This is a genomic window from Streptomyces sp. NPDC087270 (assembly GCF_044744625.1).
Taxonomy (GTDB): Bacteria; Actinomycetota; Actinomycetes; order Streptomycetales; family Streptomycetaceae; genus Actinacidiphila.
The window spans coordinates 43,449-61,537 of the sequence record NZ_JBIUYR010000017.1; the positions used below are offsets into that span (position 1 = coordinate 43,449).

The window sequence follows — 18,089 nt, forward strand, 5'->3', positions numbered from 1 at the left end:
CTCCCGCGTCACCGCCTCTGCCTCGTCCGCTCCGAGCCGGCCCGCTCCGCCACCGGGCCGGGGCGGGAGAACCAGTGGAGCACGAGGGCTCCGGCGGTCAGGACGATCGCGGAGAGGACCCGCATGCCGGTGTCGAGCGCGCCGGTGAAGTCCTGGAGGACCGCGTGCCGGAGGGAGGGGTCGACGGAGAAGCGCTGTGCCTGGGCGACGGTGCTCGGGGCGTGCGGTCCACGCAGGGCGCGCGGCAGGTTCGCGGCGAACCGGTCGGCGATCACGGTGCCGTTGAGGGCGACCCCCAACGCGCTGCCCAGTTCGCGCGTCAGGCTCTGCAACGCCGATCCGGTGCCCGCCTGTTCGGGAGGCAGCGCGGACATCATGGCGTGCGAGAGGACCGGTGTGGCCAGCCCGCAGCCCGCGGCGGTGAGTACGGCGCCGAGGGCGTAGAAGGGATACGGGGTCCGCGCGCCGACCAGGGAGACGGTGCCGAGGCCCGTGGCCAGCAGGAGCAGGCCCAGCCCCACGACGCGCCGCTCGCCGAGGCGTCGGCGCAGGCCGACCGCGCACCGCGGGGCCAGCAGCAGGGCGGCGGCCATGGGCAGCAGCCGGATTCCGGAGCCGAGGGGGGAGTAGCCCTTCGCGTACTGGAGGTACTGGCCGTTGAGGTAGAACAGGCCGAACATGCCGGTGAAGACGACCGTCATGCCGAGCGCGCCGGCCCGTACCGGGGGCGATGCCAGCAGCCGGGGATCGAGCAACGGGTGCGCGCTGCGCAGTTCGCGCCGGACCCACCAGGCCAGCGCGGCGGCCGCCGCGGCGAGCGATCCGAGGACCGTTCGGCTGGTCCAGCCCTGTTGCGGGCCGGAGACGAGGGCGAACAGCAGGACGAAGAAGGAGCAGGTCAGCAGCAGGACGCCGAGCGGGGCGACCGGGCGGGCGCACCGGGGCGTCTTCGGGGCGACAGCGGCGGCCAGCGCCAGGGCGACCAGGGACAGCGGGACGGCGGCCAGGAACAGCGCGCGCCAGGAGCCGGCCTGGATGGCGGCGCCGCCGCCGACGTTGCCCAGCACGGCGGCGAGTCCGGTCATGGCCGCCCAGACGGCGATCCGACCGGCGCGGCCCGCGGGCGGCGTGCCGGCCACCATGAGCGCCAGCGTGGTGGGCAGGACGGCCGCCGCCCCCACCCCGCTGACCATCCGTCCCGCGATCAGCACACCCACGTCCGTGGCGGTTCCCGCGAGCAGGCAGCCCGCCGCGAAGACCGCCGTTCCGGCCAGCAGGATGCCCTTGCGGCCGAGCCGGTCGGCCAGCGCCCCGGCCGGCACGAGGAGGCAGGCGAAGACGGCGACGTAGCCGTCGACCACCCACAGCACGGCGGCCGCCGACGGGTGCAGGGCGCTGCGGGACAGCGAGGGGATGGCGAGGTTGACCGCGGAGACCATTCCCACCACGAGGGTCACGCACAGTCCCATGGCCGCGGTCAGGGCGTCCGGACGGCGGCGCCGGCGCGGTCGGGGCCGGCGCGGTCGGGGCCGGCGCGGGGACGGCGGGCGGGCGACGGGTGGCGGAACGGGTCGGGGACCGGGCACGGGGAACCTCCGGCGGTCGGGCCCGGGCACGGCACCTTGGCGGCATCGCGGCGAGGCGGCTCGGCGATGCGGCGCGGCACAGCGGCAGGGCGGCGGGGCGACAGGGCAGGGGGGCGACAGGGCAGGGGGCAGGAAGACGGCATGGCGGCAGGGCCGTTGGGCGCGACGGCTCCTCGCGCGTCGCACCCCGGCGGGGACCGGGTCGAGAGAACGGGCCTGCGGCGGCGGCCGGAAGGGTAGGGGCGGGAGTGGCGGAAGAGGGGAGGGTGATGAAGGGGTCAGCCGGTGTGACGGGCCAGGTCGGCACGCAGCACGAGCCGGTCACCGCGGATGGACAGGAACTCCAGATCCACCGGGCGGCCGCCCGCCAGCGTGCTCAGGCGCTCCACCGCGAACAGCGCCGCACCCGGCGCGGTGTCCAGGACCTCGGCGGTGCGAGGGTCGGCGTTCACTGCCTGCACCGTCAGCGTCGCGGTGCTCAGCCGCACGCCCGCGGTCTCCTCGATGAGCGCGAACACGTCCCGTCCGGCCAGGTCGAGTTCCAGCAACGGCGTCCCGATGTCGGCCGGCAGATACGTCAGGTCCAGCGACAGCGGAACGCCGTCGAGGTGGCGCAGCCGCTCCAGCCGTACGACCGGCTGTCCCCGGGGTGTGCCGAGTCGGCGGGCGACGGCGGCGGGCGGCAGCACGCTGCCCGCGGCACGCAAGTGGTTGTCCACCGTGCCCAGTTGGTGCAGGGCCTCGGCGAGCCCGGTCATCCGGCCCAGCGGATGCTCGACCTTGCGGCCCACCAGCACGGTGCCGACCCCGCGCCGGCGTCGGACCAGTCCCTCGTCGGCCAGGATGCGCAACGCCTCGCGGACGGTGTTGCGCGAGACCCCGAAGTCCGCCACCAGAAGCCGCTCTTCGGGCAGGAATCCGGTGCGGAACAGGCCCGCGGCGGCCTGCTGCCGCAGCACGTCGGCGACCTGCCGGGCTCGGTCGGCGCGAGCCGGAATGCCCGGAGGGGAGCCGGTCCTGGACACGGGGGGCATCAAGGGCACCGCCTCTCTGTCGCTGCACGCGGGCCCGGTCTAGTCCCGGAATCCCCGGGCGGGAAACGCTCCCGCAGTGCTCCCAATCTAGGGTCCGCTGATGACGCTGATGTTACGCCACCCATTTTGACCTGCGAGTATGCTCTCACCAGCGCGATCGGCGAGCCGCCCCCGAGCTCCGCCACCCGGCGACCCCCGGGTCCCTTCGCACCCGATGTGTACGGCGTGGGGACGGCCGGGCGACGTCAGCGGTTCACCGCGGCGCCATCCTCCGGCGGCACAGTTGCGCCGTTTGCACTCCGACCGGTCAACTCCCCCGCTGCGCGGGTCCTTTGGACCTGGCGTCGGTCCACCGTCGAAAGGCAGTCCGCCTGTGAACGGCAAAGTCCCCCCACCCGTGCGCCGCGTGTCGGTTCGCGCCGGCCGCAGGACCGTGATCGGCAGCGTCGTCGCCGGCCTGATGACGCTCGGCGCCGTCGCCGCCCCGGTCGTCGCCCATGCGACGATCACCGGCACGGCCACCACCGCGTTCGGCACCGGCGACGTCGTGGTCTACCGCGTCGGTGACGGCGGCAGCTCCCTGAGCGACAAGGCCGCCCCGGTGTTCCTCGACGAGTACACCCCCGCCGGGGCGCTGGTGCGTTCCGTCGCGCTGCCCACCGCCGACAGCGGCAGCACGCACGAGCTGACCGCCTCGGGCACCGCCTCGTCGGAGGGACAGCTCACGCTCTCCGCCGACGGCCGCTACCTGCTGGCTCCCGGTTACCACAAGGCGGTCGGCACCAGCGCCGTCGCCACCACCGACGACGTGACGGTCGCCCGCGTCGGCGCCGACGGCACCGTGGACACCAGCACGATGCTCGACGAGTTCGCCGCCGACAACAACGTCCGGGGCGCGGCCAGCACCGACGGCACCGACATCTGGGTCTCCGGTGCCGCCGGCGGCATCGGCTACACCACCCTCGGCTCCGGCAGCTTCACCCAGCTCACGTCGAAGAACGTCCGCGCGGTGCAGATCGCCGACGGCCGGCTGTACGCCTCCTCCGACAAGAACGGCACCGGCATCTCCACCGTGGGCAGCGGTACCCCGACCACCTCCGGGCAGACGCTGACCAACCTGCCCGGCAGCCCCGAGAGCAGCGGCGACCCCTACGGCTACGCGCTGCTCGACCTCTCCGGCGGCGCCGGCCCCGACACCCTGTACGCAGCGGACTCCAGCGCGGGGAAGATCAACAAGTTCAGCCTGGTCGGCGGCACTTGGAAGGCGGAGGGCAGCAAGAGCGTCTCCGGCGTCACCGGCCTGACCGGCTCGGTCAGCGGCGGGCAGGCCGTGCTGTACGCCACCGGCAGCGGCTCCTCGGGCACCGGCGGCACGCTCTCCACGGTGACCGACACCAGCGGCCCGGCCGCCGCCATGAACGGCTCCGTGACCACTTTGGCCACGGCTCCCGCCAAGGAGGCCTTCCGCGGCGTCGCCCTCGCTCCCGGCACCGGCGGCACCACCACCCCGCCGACGACCCCGCCGACCACCCCGCCCACCACTCCCCCCGGCGACCCGGGCACGCCCGTGGCCTGGCCCGGCAGCAGCTCGGTCACCACTGCCGACGGCTCGGGCGTCTTCGGCGAGGACCTCAGCGGCCTCTACCAGGAGGGCGGTGTGATGTGGGGGGCGCAGAACAGCGGCAAGCTGTGGCGTCTGCTCCCGGACGGCTCCGGCGGCTGGCAGCCCGACACGTCCGGCGGCTGGACCTCCGGCAAGAAGGTCCACTACCCGGGCGGTTCGGGCACCCCCGACGACGAGGGCGTCACCCTGACCGGTTCCGGTGCGGCGGGCGGGGTCTACCTGGCGAGTGAACGCGACGGCGACCACTCCGGCACCAGCCGGCTGTCGGTGCTGCGCTACGACGTCTCCGGTACGGGCAGCTCGCTGACGGCCACCAACGAGTGGAACCTCACCGCGGACCTGCCCTCCACCGGCGCGAACCTCGGCTTCGAGGGCATCACCTGGGTCCCCGACAGCTACCTGACCGGCGCCGGCTTCCAGGACTCCTCGACCGGCGCCGCCTACGACCCCGCGAACTACGGCTCCCACACCGGCGGCGTGTTCTTCGTGGGCGTCGAGGGCTCCGGCACGGTCTACGGCTACGTCCTCCAGGACTCCGGCGCGTTCACCCGTGTCGCCTCCTTCAGCAGCGGCATGGACGGCGTGATGGAACTGCAGTGGGAGCCGCAGGCGTCGCGCCTGTGGGTCGTCTGCGACGACACCTGCGACGGCCAGCACCGCACCTTCACGATGGGCTCTTCGGGCACCTTCGCCCTCAGCGCCGTCTACAACCGCCCCACCGGCATGCCCGACTACAACAACGAGGGCTTCTCCCTGGCCGGTGCCGACGAGTGCGTGAGCGGCTCCAAGCCCGTGTACTGGGCCGACGACTCCGACGACGACGACCACGCGCTCCGCAAGGGCAGCGTCACCTGCTGACCGCGCCGCCCGGTTCCTCCGGCGGGGTGGCCCGGCAGCGGGGTGCTGCCGGGCCGCACCGCGGTCAGGGGGTGTCGGTGCGCTTCTCCAGGCGGGTGCCGTGGCGGCGGGTGATCGACATCAGGTCGCTGGGGGCGTCCAGTTCCAGCCGGTGCCAGCGTCCGCGGGGGACGATCACGGCGGTACCCGCCGGCAACCGCACCATGTCCTCGGCGCCGCCGGGCCCGGTGGCGCGGAAGTGGATGCGGGCGCCGCCGGTCAGGCAGCACACCCCCTCCTCGGCCGACGGGTGCATCTCCCAGTGGTCGGCGTGGACGTCGGCGTCGGTCTCCACGTGGAAGGTCGCGATCTGCCAGGCATCGGAGTCGCTGCCGTCCATCCGCCGTTCGCCGGCCCGGACGTCGCCGTCGGGGTGGAAGGTCAGCGCCAAGGCGAACAGGTCGATGGCGTCGATGGAGTCGGTGGCGTCGGCGGAGGAGGACGAGGGGGACGAGGGGGACGAGGCGGGGTTCGTCGTCATGAGGGTGTTCCTTCCAGTCGGTTCTCTGCGGGAGCGGTGGGTCGCGGTCGGGCGGTTCCGGTTCCGGCTCCGGCTCCGGCTCCGCGGCGCGGCAGCGCGACGAACGCCACGACGGCCGCGAGCGCGAAGAGCGCGGCGGCGACGGTCAGGCTCAGGGCGTACCCGTCGTTGAGCGCCGCGGGGCCGGATGCCGCGCCGGTGCGATGCGCGGCCACGGTGGCCAGCGCGGCCAGGCCGATGCAGCCGCCGAGTTGGCGGGAGCTGTTGAACAGGCCGGAGGCCATGCCGGCCTCGCGGGCGGCGACTCCGTTGGTCGCGGCGGTGGCGACCGGGGCCAGCACGAGTCCGGTGCCGACGCTGGTCATCAGGGACGGGCCGAGTACGTCGGTGAGAAATCCGCCGTCGGGGCTGATGCACGCGAACCACGCCAGGCCGGCGGCGGCGAGCAGGGCTCCGGGTACCAGGCACGCCCGGGGGGTGCGTGCCGCGGTGACGCGGGTCGCGACGAGGGTGCCCGCGATCAGGCCCGCGGAGAAGGGCAGGAACGCGGCGCCGGTCGCCGCGGGGCCCATGCCCAGCACCTGCTGCATGTACAGGGACACGAAGTAGAACGCCGCGAACTGCCCGGCCGCGGCCAGGAACACCAGCGCGTTGGCACCCGCCACCCAGCGGCCGCGCAGCAGGCCGAGGCGCAACAGCGGTGCGGGGGAACGGGATTCGGCGTACCCGAAGGCGACCAGGAGCACGGCCGCGGCGGCGAGCATGGTCAACGTGACCGGCGAGCTCCACCCTTCGACGTCGGTGCGCAGGTCCGCGAACACCAGCAGCCCGACTCCGCCGGTGGCCAGGACGGCGCCGAGCACGTCCAACCGCTCGCGCCGGGCGGGGCGTTCCTCGGCGGGCACACCGGTGCGCACCAGGGCGAGCGCGATCGCCACGATGGGCAGGTTGATGAGCATCACCCAGCGCCAGCCGGCGTACTCGGTCAGCAGCCCGCCCGCCAGCACACCCAGTGCTCCCCCGGCGGCGTTCACCCCGCTCCACACGCCGAGCGCGCGCACGCGCCCCGGGCCCTCGGTGAAGGTGGTCGTGAGCATCGCCAGCGCGGCCGGGGCGGCCGCGGCGGCGCCCAGGCCCTGCCCGGCGCGGGCGGCGATCAGCTGCCAGGGCGCCTGGGCCAGCCCGCCCGCCAGCGAGCACACCCCGAAGACGGCCAGGCCGAGCACGAACATCCGGCGCCGGCCGTAGAGGTCGCAGGCGCGGCCGCCGAGCAGCAGGAATCCGCCGAGCGCGAGCGCGTAGGCCTGCACGACCCACGACAGTCCGAGCGGCGTGAATCCCAGGGCGGTGCGGATCGCGGGCAGGGCGACATTGACCACCGACATGTCCAGGGCGATGGCGAACTGGGCGACGGCCGCGGCCGCCAGCACCACTCCGGGCCGCCCCCGTGAATTTTTATACATGTAAGGAAACTAGCCTCCCGAGGGCGCCTCTGTCGATGCCCGGGGGATGATGGGGTCATGCCGCAGCCGTCCGCACCGCGCAGAGCCCCTGGCCGACCTCCCCGTATCTCCCGCGAGGAGGTCATCGAAGCGGCCCGCCGGATCGTCGCCGAGGAAGGCGTGGACCGGCTGACCATGCGGCGGCTGGCCACGGAGATCGGCAGCACGCCGATGGCGCTCTACCACCACGTCCGCAACAAGGAGGAACTGCTCGTCCTGCTGCTGGACGACTACACCGAGCGGACGCTGCGCCGCCCCGAACTGCCCGCCGAGCCCCGCGAGCGGATCGTCGTCGCCGCCTCCACGATCCACGAGGCGCTCGCCGCCTGCCCCTGGATCGTGGAGGTGCTGACCGCCGACGACCTGATGTCCACCGCCGCCCTGTGGTTCGTCGAGCAGATCGTCGACGGCCTGGTCGTATGCGGCCTCTCCCCCGAGCGGGCCGTGCACGGGTACCGCGCGATCTGGTACTACACCGCCGGCGAGATCGTGGTCCGGACGTCGGCGGCCCGGCGGCGCACCGACGACGACCGTCCCACCTACCGGGAGCAGGTCTTCGCCGCCCTGGACCCGGGCGAGCTGCCCCGCCTGGCGAAGGTCGCGGACCGCTGGGCGCCGCTGACCGCCGAGGACACCTACCGGGACGGGCTCCGGGCCCTGGTGGACGGTCTTCTGACGCCTCGTTGACTCCTCGGGGCCCGCGCTGCCCCGGCCGGCGACGCCGAGGGCGCGGGCGGCGCGCACCACCTGCCCGGCGGGGGCACGGATGGTACCCGCGCGAACGTACGGGCGTGCCCTTCCGCTTCTTGCCGCGCGCCGTCGATCCCGTCTAGACAGGGAGCAGGCTCGACGGGGAGCCGGCCGACCCGGGGGCCGGCTGGACGCGGGGGCCGGCTCGACGAGCAACCCGCGGGACGGACGACCGGCTCGCGGCGTGCAGCACCGAAGGAGTGAGTACGTGCAGGAGCGGAAGCAGGATGTGAGCGCTGCGCAGCGGCCGGGAACGGTACCGCGCAAGCCCGCCGCACCGCCGCGTACCGAGGGGCTCGGCCCTGCGGCCGCTTCCGCCGGGCAGGCGCCGGGCGGGCACTCACCGGCGTCGGTCATCGCGTTGCAGCGTTCGGTCGGCAACGCCACGGTCGCCCACCTGCTGGAGACGCGGCGCCACGTCCACGGGTCGTCCTGCGGCCATCAGCAGGGCGCGCCGGAAGAGGGCCCGGTGCAGCGCCGGATGGCCGCGCACGACGTGCTGAGCCGTCCCGGCCGGCCGCTGCCCGAGCCGGAACTGCACGACATGCAGGCGCGGTTCGGCGGCGCCGACTTCAGCGACGTGCGCATCCACAACGACGCCGCCGCGAAGAAGTCGGCGCAGGAGATCGGCGCCCGCGCCTACACCTCCGGCAGCCACATCGTGATCGGCGAGGGCGGCGGCGACCGCCACACGCTCGCCCACGAGCTGACCCACGTCCTCCAGCAGCGGCGGGGCCCCGTCGCGGGCACGGACAACGGCAACGGGATGAAGGTCTCCGACCCGTCCGACCGGTTCGAGGTCGCCGCGGAGGAGAACGCCCGGCGGGTCATGTCCGGGAGTGCCCCCGCCACCGGGCGGACCGCCCAGCGGGCGGTGGCCGACGCGGTGGACGGCACCGTGACCGATACGGCGGCCGGCGCGGGGCCCGCGCACGCCGTGCAGCGCCGCAAGCCGTCGGCGGACGCTCCCAAGGAGCACTACGCGGCCAAGGCGCAGGACCACCCCGAGTGGGCCGTGTTCCAGAAGATGATGAAGGCCGGCGGGTTCCCGGCGGACGTGATCGAGAGCGCCTGGCAACTGCTGCTGGGCGGGATCGCCGAGCAGGCAGTCCTGAACCAGAAGTCCTCGGACCCGTCGATCGACTCCGCGGAGCGGCGCAAGATCCGGGCCTCGAACACCTGGTTTCGCGAGCTCGTCAACCTCGTCGGCGAGCATCTGCGGATCACCACCCCGACGTTGGCGCTCTGGTCGGGCGGCTTCGACGTGAGCGTCTACGCCCACGGCAAGGGCCACACCTCGCTGGAGTTCACCCGGCTCGGCAAGGTCGTGGACCAGTTGGAGCTGCACGCCGACTGGAAGCTCCAGGCGCCTTTGTGGAACGTCCTGTCCACCGCGTTCGTCGAGCGCGCGACGGGCCCGGTGCACGTGTTCCTGCGGGCGTACAACCCCGACAGCGTCCTGATCGCGCAGGAGATCCCCCAACTGCGCATGATCCAGCGGCTCAACCCCGCCGTGACCCTCATGTGGCACCCGCTCTACACCACGCCCGACGGGAAGATCAAGGAGATCTCCGAGCGCCTGGAGCTCACCGACAACGCGGAGTACAAGAGCCGCGACAAGTGCGTCGCCGTGATGTACCACTACCTGCTGCGGTTCCACGACGAGAGCAACAGCAAGGCGTCGATGGCGCACAAGGAGATGAACGAACTCCTCGCCCAGAACGTCAACCCGAAGGCGACGACGACCTGACGAAGTCCGCCGCCGCAAGGCCCCTGCCTCGCCCCGGAAGGCCAACGCGCTTACGAGGGAGACGACGTGGGCCACCGCCGAGCCTTCCGGTGGCCTTTCCGAGGAGCTTCCCGGGCGGGTACTCCTACGGCCCGGTCAGGCGAACCGCCAGGCTCGCGGACGCCGCGAGGGCCACCGGGCCGGCCACCCAGACGAGCGGAAGCCAGCTCTGGATGGCGGCGAGGGACAGGTGGAGCCGGGCGACGACCACCATGACCAGGGCCAGCGGCATGGTCGTTCCCAGCACGCTGATCCGGGCGTACCCGAATCGGAACAGCAGGGGGAGCTGGATCGCGATGTTGACGGCGAACAGCGCCCAGGACAGCGCCAGCATCGTGACCAGCCGGCGGCCGTCGAGCGGGATGCCCTCGGCCCGCGCGAGGACCACGGCCAGGACCGTGCCCGCGGCGACGGTGCCGAGGTAACTCACCAGCGCCCAGGCGTAGTTCCCGAGCACGACCGTGCGCCGCGGCACGGGCAGGATCGCGTGCAGCGTCGCCAGGCCCTCCTTGTCGGCGACCACGAACGGGTGGACGGCGACATACGGGGCCAGCAGCACCGCGAGCGCCGGGACGACATGATCGGGGTTGCGGGCGAGGATCACCGCCAACAGGCCGAACACCAGCAGACCCTGGGTCCGGTACGGCGCGACGGTCCGCATGTGCAGCACCGCCATGCGGGCGACCGCGGTCATGCGACCGCTCCACGCCGGCCGGTCAGCGGCACCACCGGTCGCGGCGCCGGCGATCCGACATGGATGGCGATCTCCTCGAGGGTGGGCGCTTCGACAAGGACGCCCCTGCCGAGAAGATCCGCCTCCTCCGTGCGTACGAGGGCCTCCGCGCCGCTCGACGTCCGCCTGACGCCGATCAGTTCGACGCCGATGAGCCCGCTCAGTTCGTCCGGACCGCCTCGCACCACCCGGTACGCGTCAAGGATCTCGTCCTTGGGGCCGGTCCGGACCACGCGGCCGTCATGGACCAGCGTCACGTAGTCGCCGATCCGGTCCAGATCGGCGGTGATGTGCGTGGAGAACAGCACGCTGTGCCCGTCATCGAGCAGGAAGTCCCCGATGACGCGCACGAGTTCGGCACGGGCGACCGGGTCCAGGCCGCTGGTCGGCTCGTCGAGGACGAGCAGCCGAGCCCGGTGCGAGAGCGCCACGGCGATCATGAGCTTCATCGCCATGCCGCGGGACAGGTCCTTGACCTTCGCCCGCAGATCCAGGCCGAACTCCGCCAGCAACTCCCGGTAACGCGTGCCGTCCCAACGGGCGTAGAAGGGACGCAGTGTCCGCTCGACCTCGGCCAGCCGCCAGTCCCCGACGAGGTAGCCGCGGTCGAGGACCACCCCGATGTCCTCGCGCAACGCCACGGGCCCGGGCACCCGGTGGCCGAGCAACTCGATCTCGCCGGTGTCGATCCCGCGCATGCCGAGCAGGCAGCGGATCGTGGTCGTCTTCCCGGCGCCGTTCGCGCCGATGAGCCCCATGACGTAGCCGGTCGGAAGCTCGAAGCTCACATCGTGCAACCTGAAACCGTTGCCCACCTCGGTGCCCACGCCCCGCAGGGCGAAAGCGAGTTCGCTGTGCACTGGACGGCCCTCCTGGCCTCAGGTGTGCTGGTGGTCGGCCCGCGTCAACTCGTCCAGGATCTCAATGAGATCCTCGCGGTCGAGGCCGGCCCGCCCGGCGGCGTCCAGGGCGGTCTGCAGCCCCTCCTCCACCTGGCGCAGCAGTTGCTCACGCACCAGCGCCGAGTCCAGCGGCAGCACGTAGGCGCCCTTGCCGGGGACCGTGGCGATGAACCCCTCGGCGGCCAGCTCGGTGTAGGCGCGATTGGTGGTGATGATGCTGATCCGCAGGTCGCGCGCGAGCGCGCGGACGGACGGCAGCGGGCTGTCCGCGGGGAGTTCCCCCGAGAGGACGGCCGCGCCGATCTGCTCCTTGATCTGCTGGTAGAGCGGCACACCGGCACTGTTGGACAACACCACCCGCACGACGGACCTCCGTTCGCCCTCAGCTGTACATGTGAACTATATACAGTCATGACGGTAGTCACACAAGGGCGCGGACGGACGGGGCTGCGAGGTCTCCCGCACGACACTGCCGTCCGGCGTCCGAAGGAGCCACTGCCCGCGACCCCGAACGCGGCTCGGCCGCGGCCGAGCCGATCAGCGGGCGCGCTCGGCCGGGTCGGCCAGCACACCGCGGCTCCGCCCGCCTCAGAACAGGGGCTCCGCCGCCGTGGGGATCGCCAGGGGCGGGGTGAGGGTGCCGCGGCGGGTACGGGCGAAGGCGGTGAGGAAGTGCCTGGCGGCGAGCGCCGCGCCGGGCACCTGCCGGGCGAGGTCGCTCGCGGCGAGGTCCAGGAGCGCGTCGTGGGCCTCGGGCGCCAGCGCGCCGCACCGGTCCAGCGGGATGTGGACGGTGGAGGGCGGGGCCGGCGTGAGGGGGTTGCGGGACAGGCGTATCCACACCGGCCCGGTCCCGGGAGTGGCGGACCGCTCGGCGACGTGGGCCGCGACCAGGGCGCTGGTGGCGCGGTTCACGGCGGGATGCGACCACGCGGAGATGATCAGCGGCGCGCGGTCGAGCGCGGCCATCGCCTCGCGGTAGGGGTCGCCGCGGAGGGCGGGCACCGTGGCGGCGGCCACGGTCATGCCCGCCGCGCGCAGGGTCGGGGCGATCGGCAGCGTCGTGTCCGGATCGGTGAGCACGACGGCGTCGCGGGTGGGGGCGGGGCGGATGGGTGTCTGCCAGCAGGGGGTCGGGAGGGTCACCTCAGGACCTCCGTGCGCGGCGCCGGGCCGGGCGGCGGGGCGGGCACGGACTCCCCCGCCGACGGGACCGACCGGGCCGACGGGACGGACCGGGGGGATCGGAGGGACCGGGGAGATCGGAGGGACCGGGCGGATCGGAGGGACCGGGGGGCGCCGCCGAAGGGTGCCGGCCGCCGGGCGGGTCCGGCTCCGGGCCGCCGCATGCCGTCGCACGCCCGGCGGGCCGGCGGCGGGCCGCCGATGCCCGGGACGTGCGCCTCGTACGGGACGGCGTCCCGCCGGCTGTGCCCGGTATGCGTCGTGGTGTCCATGCTTCCAGGGGAGACCCTGCGGGCGGCGGCCGGAAGGGTCGAACGTGACCCGGGTCGGCGGCAGACCCGGGTCCGCCGCCGACCCGGGTCGGGCCGCCACCAGGCACCGGCACGGAATGTCACTTATGGTGGCGAACAGGCGTGTCACGGGCCAGCGACGTCAGGGGGTGCCGGATGGCGGACCCGGGTCAGCGTCCGCGGCTCGGCACGGACCTGCTGCCGACCTGGCGGGCACGTATCCACCCTCGGGACCTGCCCGAGGCGGCCGGGCTGAAGCCGCTTCCGGAACGGTTGACGGTGGCCCTCATGTCCCGCCTGGTCCACACCGACGAGCGCCACTACCGCCGGATCGAGCGCGGCACCGCGCACGGTGTGAGCGCCGCGCTGATCGAGGCCATCGCCCAGGTACTGCACCTGTCCGCGGACGAGACGGAGCTGCTGTACCTGTGGTGCCGCAAACCCCCGCCGCGCACGCCCCCCAGTGACGCCGGGGTGCCGCCGGACCTGCTGTCGGTGCTCGACCGCGAGGAGCACGGCGCCTACTGGTGCTCCGCCGACTACGAGGTGCTCGCCGCCAACCGGCGCGCCCTGGGCAACTGGCCGTGGATGGCCGACACGGGCACCAACGTCATGGTCTCGCTGCTGCGGGGCCCCGGCCGCGCGCAGTGCGCCGACTGGGAGACCCGATGGGCCCCGCTGCTGCTGGCCCAGCTGAGACGGGAGTTGATCCAGTCCCCCGACAACGCGGCGCTGCACGGGCTCGTCGACCGGCTGGTGACCGGTGACCCGGTGGTCGACCGCATCTGGCGCGCCACCGCGGAGAGCCAGCCGCGCGCCTACGGGACCACCCGCCCCATGGTCATGCCGCCGTGGCGGCCGTACACCGACGGCGCCGTCGAGATCACCGTCACGGCGCTGGTGCCCGTCAGCAGGCCGGACCTCCGGCTGGTGGTCGGGGTCCCGGCCCCCGACGTCACCCCGCAACTGCCGGAACTGCCGGACCTGCCGGAGCCGGCGACGCGCGAGGCCGGATAGCGGCGGGGCGGGAGAGGGGGGCGGGTTCGCGCCGATCGCCTTCGCCGGGAAGCCGCTTGCCAGGAGCCGTATGCCGGGGAGCCGTTCGTCCAGGCGCGCTCGTCGCGGAACCGTAAGCCCACAAGCCGTACGCCGGGGGGCCGCACACCGCGAAGCCGTACGCCGTGGAGCCGTTCGTCGGGAGCCGTTCGTCGCGGAACCCACCGCCGGCGAGCCCACCGTCAGGACTCCCCTCGCCGGGAGGCGTTCGTCACAGTGCGGGCCACCGCCCCGAGTTCCTGCGGGCGATCCGGGATGTGGCGGCCCTCACTGCGGCATCCTGGCCTCCAGGACCCGGACGTCCGGCACGATGAATCCAACCCGGTCATACCGGGCCTTACCGGACCTTTCGACCGAGGAAGCAGGGGGCGGCATGCGAGTGGCAGTGACCAAGCCGGTGGTGGTGCGGGCGCCGTACGAGGTGTCGACCGATGCCATCGAGGCGGACTGGCTGGAGAGGTGGCCGCTGGAGACCCAGCCGCCGGAGCGGCGCCGGCGGCTCGCCGCCGCCTTGCGGATGGTGCGCTCGACAGGCGTCACGTCGCGGCCGTGGGTGGCGCCGCTGGACGTCGTCGGCGACGGGGAGCGCGATTCCCGCACGGTCTACGCCGAGGCGTTCGCCGCGGTGGTGGACATGGCGGCGACGGCCTCGCTCCAGGCGCTGGAGGCGGCCGGGCTGGCGCCGGAGGACGTCGACTGCGTGGTGACGACCCACACCACGAGCTGGACGATTCCGCAGCTCGACGTCGCCCTGGTCAACCGGCTCGGCCTGCGCCGGGACGTGGCGCGGGTGCCGGCCGCCACCCTGGCCTGCGCGGGCGGCGCGCACAGCCTGATCCAGGCCAAGCGGTATCTGGCCGACCGGCCCGACGGTGTGGTCCTGGTCGTCGCGGGCGAGGCACTGTCGATCCTGCACATGCCCTGGCGCGAGCCGACCAGGACCGGGGTGCTCTACGGGGCGCTGTTCGGGGACTCCGCCGCCGCCACCGTCATGGCCGGCGCCGGGCCCGGGCAGGAGGAATCCGCGCGCCGGCTGGTCGCCGCGGGCGGCGGCCTGATCGCGGACGTCGACAGCTGGGAGTGGCTGCAGCCCGGCGAGAGTCCCTACTGGGGCGAGCTTCACCCCGCCGGGGTGCCGGGCGCGGGACGGATCACGTTCGAGTCCAACCGGGACGCCACCAAGGGCGCCCGCGAGTCCATGCCCCACCTGGTGAAGTGGCTGGACGGCAGGCGCGTGGAGTGGGCGGTGGTGCACCCGGGCGGACCGGGGATCATCACCGACACCGTCGACGCCCTCGGCCTCCCGCCGGAGGCCGGCCGGCACTCCGTGGACTCCCTCACCGGCGGCAACCTCGGCGGCGGCGCCGTGCTCGACGTCCTGCGCCGCACCCTGGAGGAGGGCCCGGCGCGGGGCCCAGGCGCGCTGGTGAGCTACGGCCCCGGTTTCGTCGCCGACGCGATATTCCTCGACGTCCCCGACGAGTCCCCGGCGGTCTGAGCCGGCACGACGCGCGGGGCGGGCCCCACCCCTCCCCGCGCGTCGCCACCTCCCCCGTGCCCTCCCCGCGCGTCCCCCTCCCCCGCGTCGTCCGTCAGGGCCGGGCCGGGAGCGCGAAGTGCCGGAACGGGTCCGGCTGGATGAACACGGCGAGTTCGGTGATGTGCCGGTCCTCGACGGAGAGCACGCCGATGCCGAAGGGCCGGTGTTCCACCTCGCCCGGCGCCCGCCAGTAGAGCGCGAACGCCGGTTGACGGTTCGCCCTGGTGGGCCGGAGCCGCCACCCGTCGCCCATCACGCCGAACACGTGCTCGCGCAGGAACACTTCGATGTCCGGCCGCCCGGAGAACCACGACAGCCTCGGCGGCATGACCAGTCGCGCGTCGGCGCGCAGGAGTGCCACCAGCGCGGTGACGTCCGACGACTCCCATGCGGCGACGAGTCGCCGGAGCATGCCTTCCTCGGCCGCGCTGGAGCGCCGGGTCCATTCGCCGCGGCCGGCGGGCAGGTGGTCGGCCAGGGTCGCCCGCGCCCGCGCCAGCGCGCTGTTCACCGCCGCCCGGGTGAAGCCGAGCACGAGCGCGGTGTCCTTGGCCGACCAGTCCAGGACGTCACGCAGCACCAGGACGGCTCGCTGGCGCGGCGGAAGGCGTTGGATCGCCGCCAGAAACGCCAGCTCGATCGTCTCCTTCGCGGTCACGAACGCTTCCGGCTCGTCCTCGGCGGGCGCGGCCGCTTCGAGCAGCCGGTCGGGATAGGGCTGCAGCCACGGCAGTTCGACCGGCGGGGCGGGCCCCCGGCGCGGATCGCCCGGCGGGGAGACGTCGGTGGGCCAGACCCGCGCCTTCCGCCGGCGGAGCGCGTCCAGGCACGCGTGGGTGGCGATGCCGTACAGCCAGGCCCGGAACGGCGCGCTCCCGGCATAGCTGTCCAGCCGCCGCCACGCGCGCAGGTAGGTCTCCTGGACGGCGTCCTCGGCGTCCTCGATGGTGCCGAGCATGCGGTAGCAGTGCACCTGCAGCTCGCGGCGGTACGGTTCGGCCAGCCGCTCGAAGGCGTCTGCGCTCCCGGCGCGCGCGGCGTCGACATCTGGTTGCTCCACACAGGTATGACGCGCGGGGAGGTGCGGACTCATCGGTGGGTCCGCACCTCCCCGCGGCGCGCGATCACACCAGCAGCTTCTCCACCGCGGTCTTCAGATCGGCCAGGGCCGCGCGGTAGAAGCGGGGGCCGTACGACACCCGTGCCACGCCCAGTTCGCGCAGCGCCGCCAGGTCGAGGCCCTCACCGGTGTTGCCGTTGACCGGGCCCGGGAGCCCGCTGACGAGGGCGGCGATGTCGTCCCTGTCGCGCACCCCGATGGGGTAGACGCAGTCGGCGCCGGCTTCCAGGTAGAGCCGGCCGCGTCGTACGGCCTCGGTGACCCGCGCCTGCCCGGTCAGCTTGCTCACGGGCAGGAACGTGTCGACGCGGGCGTTGATGACGATCGGGACCCCCGCGTCGTCGGCGGCGGCGCGGACATCCGCGAGCCACTGCGCCTGGGCACCGGCGTCGGCGAGGCCGCCCTGCCGGTGGTCGGTGTCCTCCAGGTTGCAGCCGACCGCGCCGGTGTCCAGCAGCCGGTCCACCAACTCCCGTGGCCGCATGCCGTATCCAGCCTCCGCGTCCACCGTCACGGGGACCTCCACCGCGCGGCTGATCCGCCCGGCCGCGGCGAACATCTCCTGCCACGGCGCGCGCTCGCCATCGGGATGGCCGAGCGTCGCCGAGACGGCCGCGCTGGCGGTGGCCACCGCGGGGAATCCCGCCTCCGCCACGACCGCGGCGCTCCCCGCGTCCCACACGTTGGGCAGTACCAGGAGCTCGCCCGTGTGCAGCGCGCGCAGCCTTTCCGCGCGGGCTTTCAGCGTCGCCACCTGAACGGTCATCAACTTCCTCCTCTTTCACAGCACATCACGTCGCGAAGGCGGTGAGCTCCTCGCGGGCGCGCCGGGACGAACCGGCGCACACAGGTCCAACTGCGTGTCCCCACTGGGGACTCGCGTCCCTACGGCGCGCCCAGCAGTGCGGCGTTCGCCCGTTCGAGTTCCTTGACGGCGCCGGAGCGCCAGCCCGCGGCGAGCGGCTCGGTCAGGGGATCGGGGAAGATCTCCTCCTCTCCGGCGGCCACTCCGTCGAAGATCGCGCGCGCGACGGCGCCGGGCGACGCCTTGGCGATCGGCAGGTCCCGCGACATGTCGGTGTCCACCGGACCGGTGAGCACCGCGTGCACGCTGACCCCACGACTCGCCAGCAGGGCGCGCAGGGACTGGGTCATGGAGAACGCGGCGGCCTTGGAGACGGAGTAGGAAGGGAGCACCGGCAGTGCGGCCAGCACCGCCACCGAGAGCACGTTGACCACCGATCCACCGGAGGTGACCAGCGCCGGCAGGAACTCCTGGGTCACTCGGTGGGTGCCGAAGAGGTTCACGGCGAAGTGCCGTTCCAGGAGGTCGGGATCGGTCAGGTCGTCGTGCAGTGCCAGGCCGGCGTTGTTGACGAGGAGGTCGAGGGAGTCGACGCTCCGGGCGGCGGCCCGCACCTGCTCGGTGTCGGTCACGTCGAGCGTCAGCGGCGTGACCCGGCTGTCGGGAGGGGTGAGCGGTCGGCGGGTGCCCGCGTACACGTGCTGGGCGTCGCGGCGGAGGGCCTCGCGGACCAGGGCCTCGCCGATACCGCGATTGGCGCCGGTGATCAGGACGGTCTTGCCTGTGAGTGACATG

Annotated in this window: 16 protein-coding genes; 5 read left to right on the top strand and 11 right to left on the bottom strand. The window is 73.7% G+C overall.

Annotation, left to right across the window (positions count from 1 at the left end):
* Positions 1-8 precede the first annotated feature (8 nt).
* The gene (locus ACIPAE_RS29210; protein ID WP_402449160.1) at positions 9-1,457 is read right to left on the bottom strand and encodes an MFS transporter; all 1,449 of its coding nucleotides are present in this window, start codon (positions 1,455-1,457) and stop codon (positions 9-11) included.
* Positions 1,458-1,864: 407 nt separating this feature from the next.
* Positions 1,865-2,620, bottom strand: coding sequence for a GntR family transcriptional regulator (locus tag ACIPAE_RS29215; RefSeq protein WP_402449162.1), 756 nt, complete (start codon positions 2,618-2,620; stop codon positions 1,865-1,867).
* A gap of 1,198 nt (positions 2,621-3,818) precedes the next feature.
* Here ACIPAE_RS29215 and ACIPAE_RS29220 point away from each other — a divergent pair.
* Complete coding sequence (locus ACIPAE_RS29220; RefSeq protein WP_402449404.1) at positions 3,819-5,102, top strand: hypothetical protein; 1,284 nt, start codon at positions 3,819-3,821, stop codon at positions 5,100-5,102.
* Between the two features lie 64 nt (positions 5,103-5,166).
* On the opposite strand, the gene ACIPAE_RS29225 is transcribed toward ACIPAE_RS29220, so the two are convergent.
* Positions 5,167-5,622, bottom strand: a complete 456-nt coding sequence (locus ACIPAE_RS29225; protein WP_402449165.1) for a cupin — start codon at positions 5,620-5,622, stop codon at positions 5,167-5,169.
* Positions 5,619-7,085, bottom strand: a complete 1,467-nt coding sequence (locus ACIPAE_RS29230; RefSeq protein ID WP_402449166.1) for an MFS transporter — start codon at positions 7,083-7,085, stop codon at positions 5,619-5,621. Before ACIPAE_RS29230 ends, ACIPAE_RS29225 begins: the two co-directional genes overlap by 4 nt.
* A 57-nt stretch (positions 7,086-7,142) precedes the next feature.
* On the opposite strand from ACIPAE_RS29230, the gene ACIPAE_RS29235 reads away from it, so the two are divergent.
* Both ACIPAE_RS29235 and ACIPAE_RS29240 read left to right on the top strand, forming a co-directional pair.
* The gene (locus tag ACIPAE_RS29235; RefSeq protein ID WP_329372553.1) at positions 7,143-7,811 is read left to right on the top strand and encodes a TetR/AcrR family transcriptional regulator; all 669 of its coding nucleotides are present in this window, start codon (positions 7,143-7,145) and stop codon (positions 7,809-7,811) included.
* A 271-nt stretch (positions 7,812-8,082) separates the two neighbouring features.
* Positions 8,083-9,624: a DUF4157 domain-containing protein gene (locus ACIPAE_RS29240; protein ID WP_402449168.1), complete on the top strand. Its 1,542-nt coding sequence runs from the start codon at positions 8,083-8,085 to the stop codon at positions 9,622-9,624.
* 124 nt (positions 9,625-9,748) lie between these two features.
* Here the strand turns inward: ACIPAE_RS29240 and ACIPAE_RS29245 are convergent, their stop codons facing one another.
* The 4 genes from ACIPAE_RS29245 to ACIPAE_RS29260 form a co-directional block, all read right to left on the bottom strand.
* Positions 9,749-10,357 carry an ABC-2 transporter permease gene (locus tag ACIPAE_RS29245; RefSeq protein WP_402449171.1) on the bottom strand — a complete coding sequence of 203 codons (609 nt, stop codon included), beginning with the start codon at positions 10,355-10,357 and terminating at the stop codon, positions 9,749-9,751.
* A complete protein-coding gene (locus ACIPAE_RS29250; RefSeq protein WP_402449173.1) occupies positions 10,354-11,256 on the bottom strand; it encodes an ABC transporter ATP-binding protein in 903 nt (300 codons plus the stop codon). The genes ACIPAE_RS29245 and ACIPAE_RS29250 overlap by 4 nt, the downstream gene beginning before the upstream one ends.
* Before the next feature lie 18 nt (positions 11,257-11,274).
* Positions 11,275-11,661: a GntR family transcriptional regulator gene (locus tag ACIPAE_RS29255; protein WP_329372548.1), complete on the bottom strand. Its 387-nt coding sequence runs from the start codon at positions 11,659-11,661 to the stop codon at positions 11,275-11,277.
* Positions 11,662-11,886: 225 nt separating this feature from the next.
* A complete protein-coding gene (locus ACIPAE_RS29260) occupies positions 11,887-12,444 on the bottom strand; it encodes a hypothetical protein (protein ID WP_402449177.1) in 558 nt (185 codons plus the stop codon).
* A gap of 485 nt (positions 12,445-12,929) precedes the next feature.
* Here ACIPAE_RS29260 and ACIPAE_RS29265 point away from each other — a divergent pair, with 485 nt between their 5' ends.
* Together ACIPAE_RS29265 and ACIPAE_RS29270 are read left to right on the top strand one after the other, a co-directional pair.
* Positions 12,930-13,790 carry a hypothetical protein gene (locus ACIPAE_RS29265; protein ID WP_329372544.1) on the top strand — a complete coding sequence of 287 codons (861 nt, stop codon included), beginning with the start codon at positions 12,930-12,932 and terminating at the stop codon, positions 13,788-13,790.
* A 412-nt stretch (positions 13,791-14,202) separates the two neighbouring features.
* Positions 14,203-15,327, top strand: coding sequence for a PhlD (locus ACIPAE_RS29270; protein WP_329372543.1), 1,125 nt, complete (start codon positions 14,203-14,205; stop codon positions 15,325-15,327).
* A 94-nt stretch (positions 15,328-15,421) separates the two neighbouring features.
* Here the strand turns inward: ACIPAE_RS29270 and ACIPAE_RS29275 are convergent, their stop codons facing one another.
* The 3 genes from ACIPAE_RS29275 to ACIPAE_RS29285 form a co-directional block, all read right to left on the bottom strand.
* Entirely contained in the window at positions 15,422-16,429 is a 1,008-nt protein-coding gene (locus ACIPAE_RS29275; RefSeq protein WP_402449180.1) for an RNA polymerase subunit sigma-70, read from the bottom strand.
* 64 nt (positions 16,430-16,493) lie between these two features.
* Positions 16,494-17,255, bottom strand: a complete 762-nt coding sequence (locus ACIPAE_RS29280; RefSeq protein WP_402449182.1) for an isocitrate lyase/phosphoenolpyruvate mutase family protein — start codon at positions 17,253-17,255, stop codon at positions 16,494-16,496.
* Positions 17,256-17,374: 119 nt separating this feature from the next.
* The gene (locus tag ACIPAE_RS29285) at positions 17,375-18,088 is read right to left on the bottom strand and encodes an SDR family NAD(P)-dependent oxidoreductase (protein WP_402449183.1); all 714 of its coding nucleotides are present in this window, start codon (positions 18,086-18,088) and stop codon (positions 17,375-17,377) included.
* Position 18,089 lies beyond the last annotated feature (1 nt).

Excerpts from the sequence above, each read along its gene's own strand:
- ACIPAE_RS29215 (WP_402449162.1), bottom strand. The coding sequence starts at position 2,620 with ATGCCCCCCGTGTCCAGGACCGGCTCCCCTCCGGGCATTCCGGCTCGC.
- ACIPAE_RS29225 (WP_402449165.1), bottom strand. The coding sequence starts at position 5,622 with ATGACGACGAACCCCGCCTCGTCCCCCTCGTCCCCCTCGTCCTCCTCC.
- ACIPAE_RS29230 (WP_402449166.1), bottom strand. The coding sequence starts at position 7,085 with ATGTATAAAAATTCACGGGGGCGGCCCGGAGTGGTGCTGGCGGCCGCG.
- ACIPAE_RS29235 (WP_329372553.1), top strand. The coding sequence starts at position 7,143 with ATGCCGCAGCCGTCCGCACCGCGCAGAGCCCCTGGCCGACCTCCCCGT.
- ACIPAE_RS29245 (WP_402449171.1), bottom strand. The coding sequence starts at position 10,357 with ATGACCGCGGTCGCCCGCATGGCGGTGCTGCACATGCGGACCGTCGCG.
- ACIPAE_RS29265 (WP_329372544.1), top strand. The coding sequence starts at position 12,930 with ATGGCGGACCCGGGTCAGCGTCCGCGGCTCGGCACGGACCTGCTGCCG.
- ACIPAE_RS29270 (WP_329372543.1), top strand. The coding sequence starts at position 14,203 with ATGCGAGTGGCAGTGACCAAGCCGGTGGTGGTGCGGGCGCCGTACGAG.
- ACIPAE_RS29280 (WP_402449182.1), bottom strand. The coding sequence starts at position 17,255 with ATGACCGTTCAGGTGGCGACGCTGAAAGCCCGCGCGGAAAGGCTGCGC.
- ACIPAE_RS29285 (WP_402449183.1), bottom strand. The coding sequence starts at position 18,088 with ATGTCACTCACAGGCAAGACCGTCCTGATCACCGGCGCCAATCGCGGT.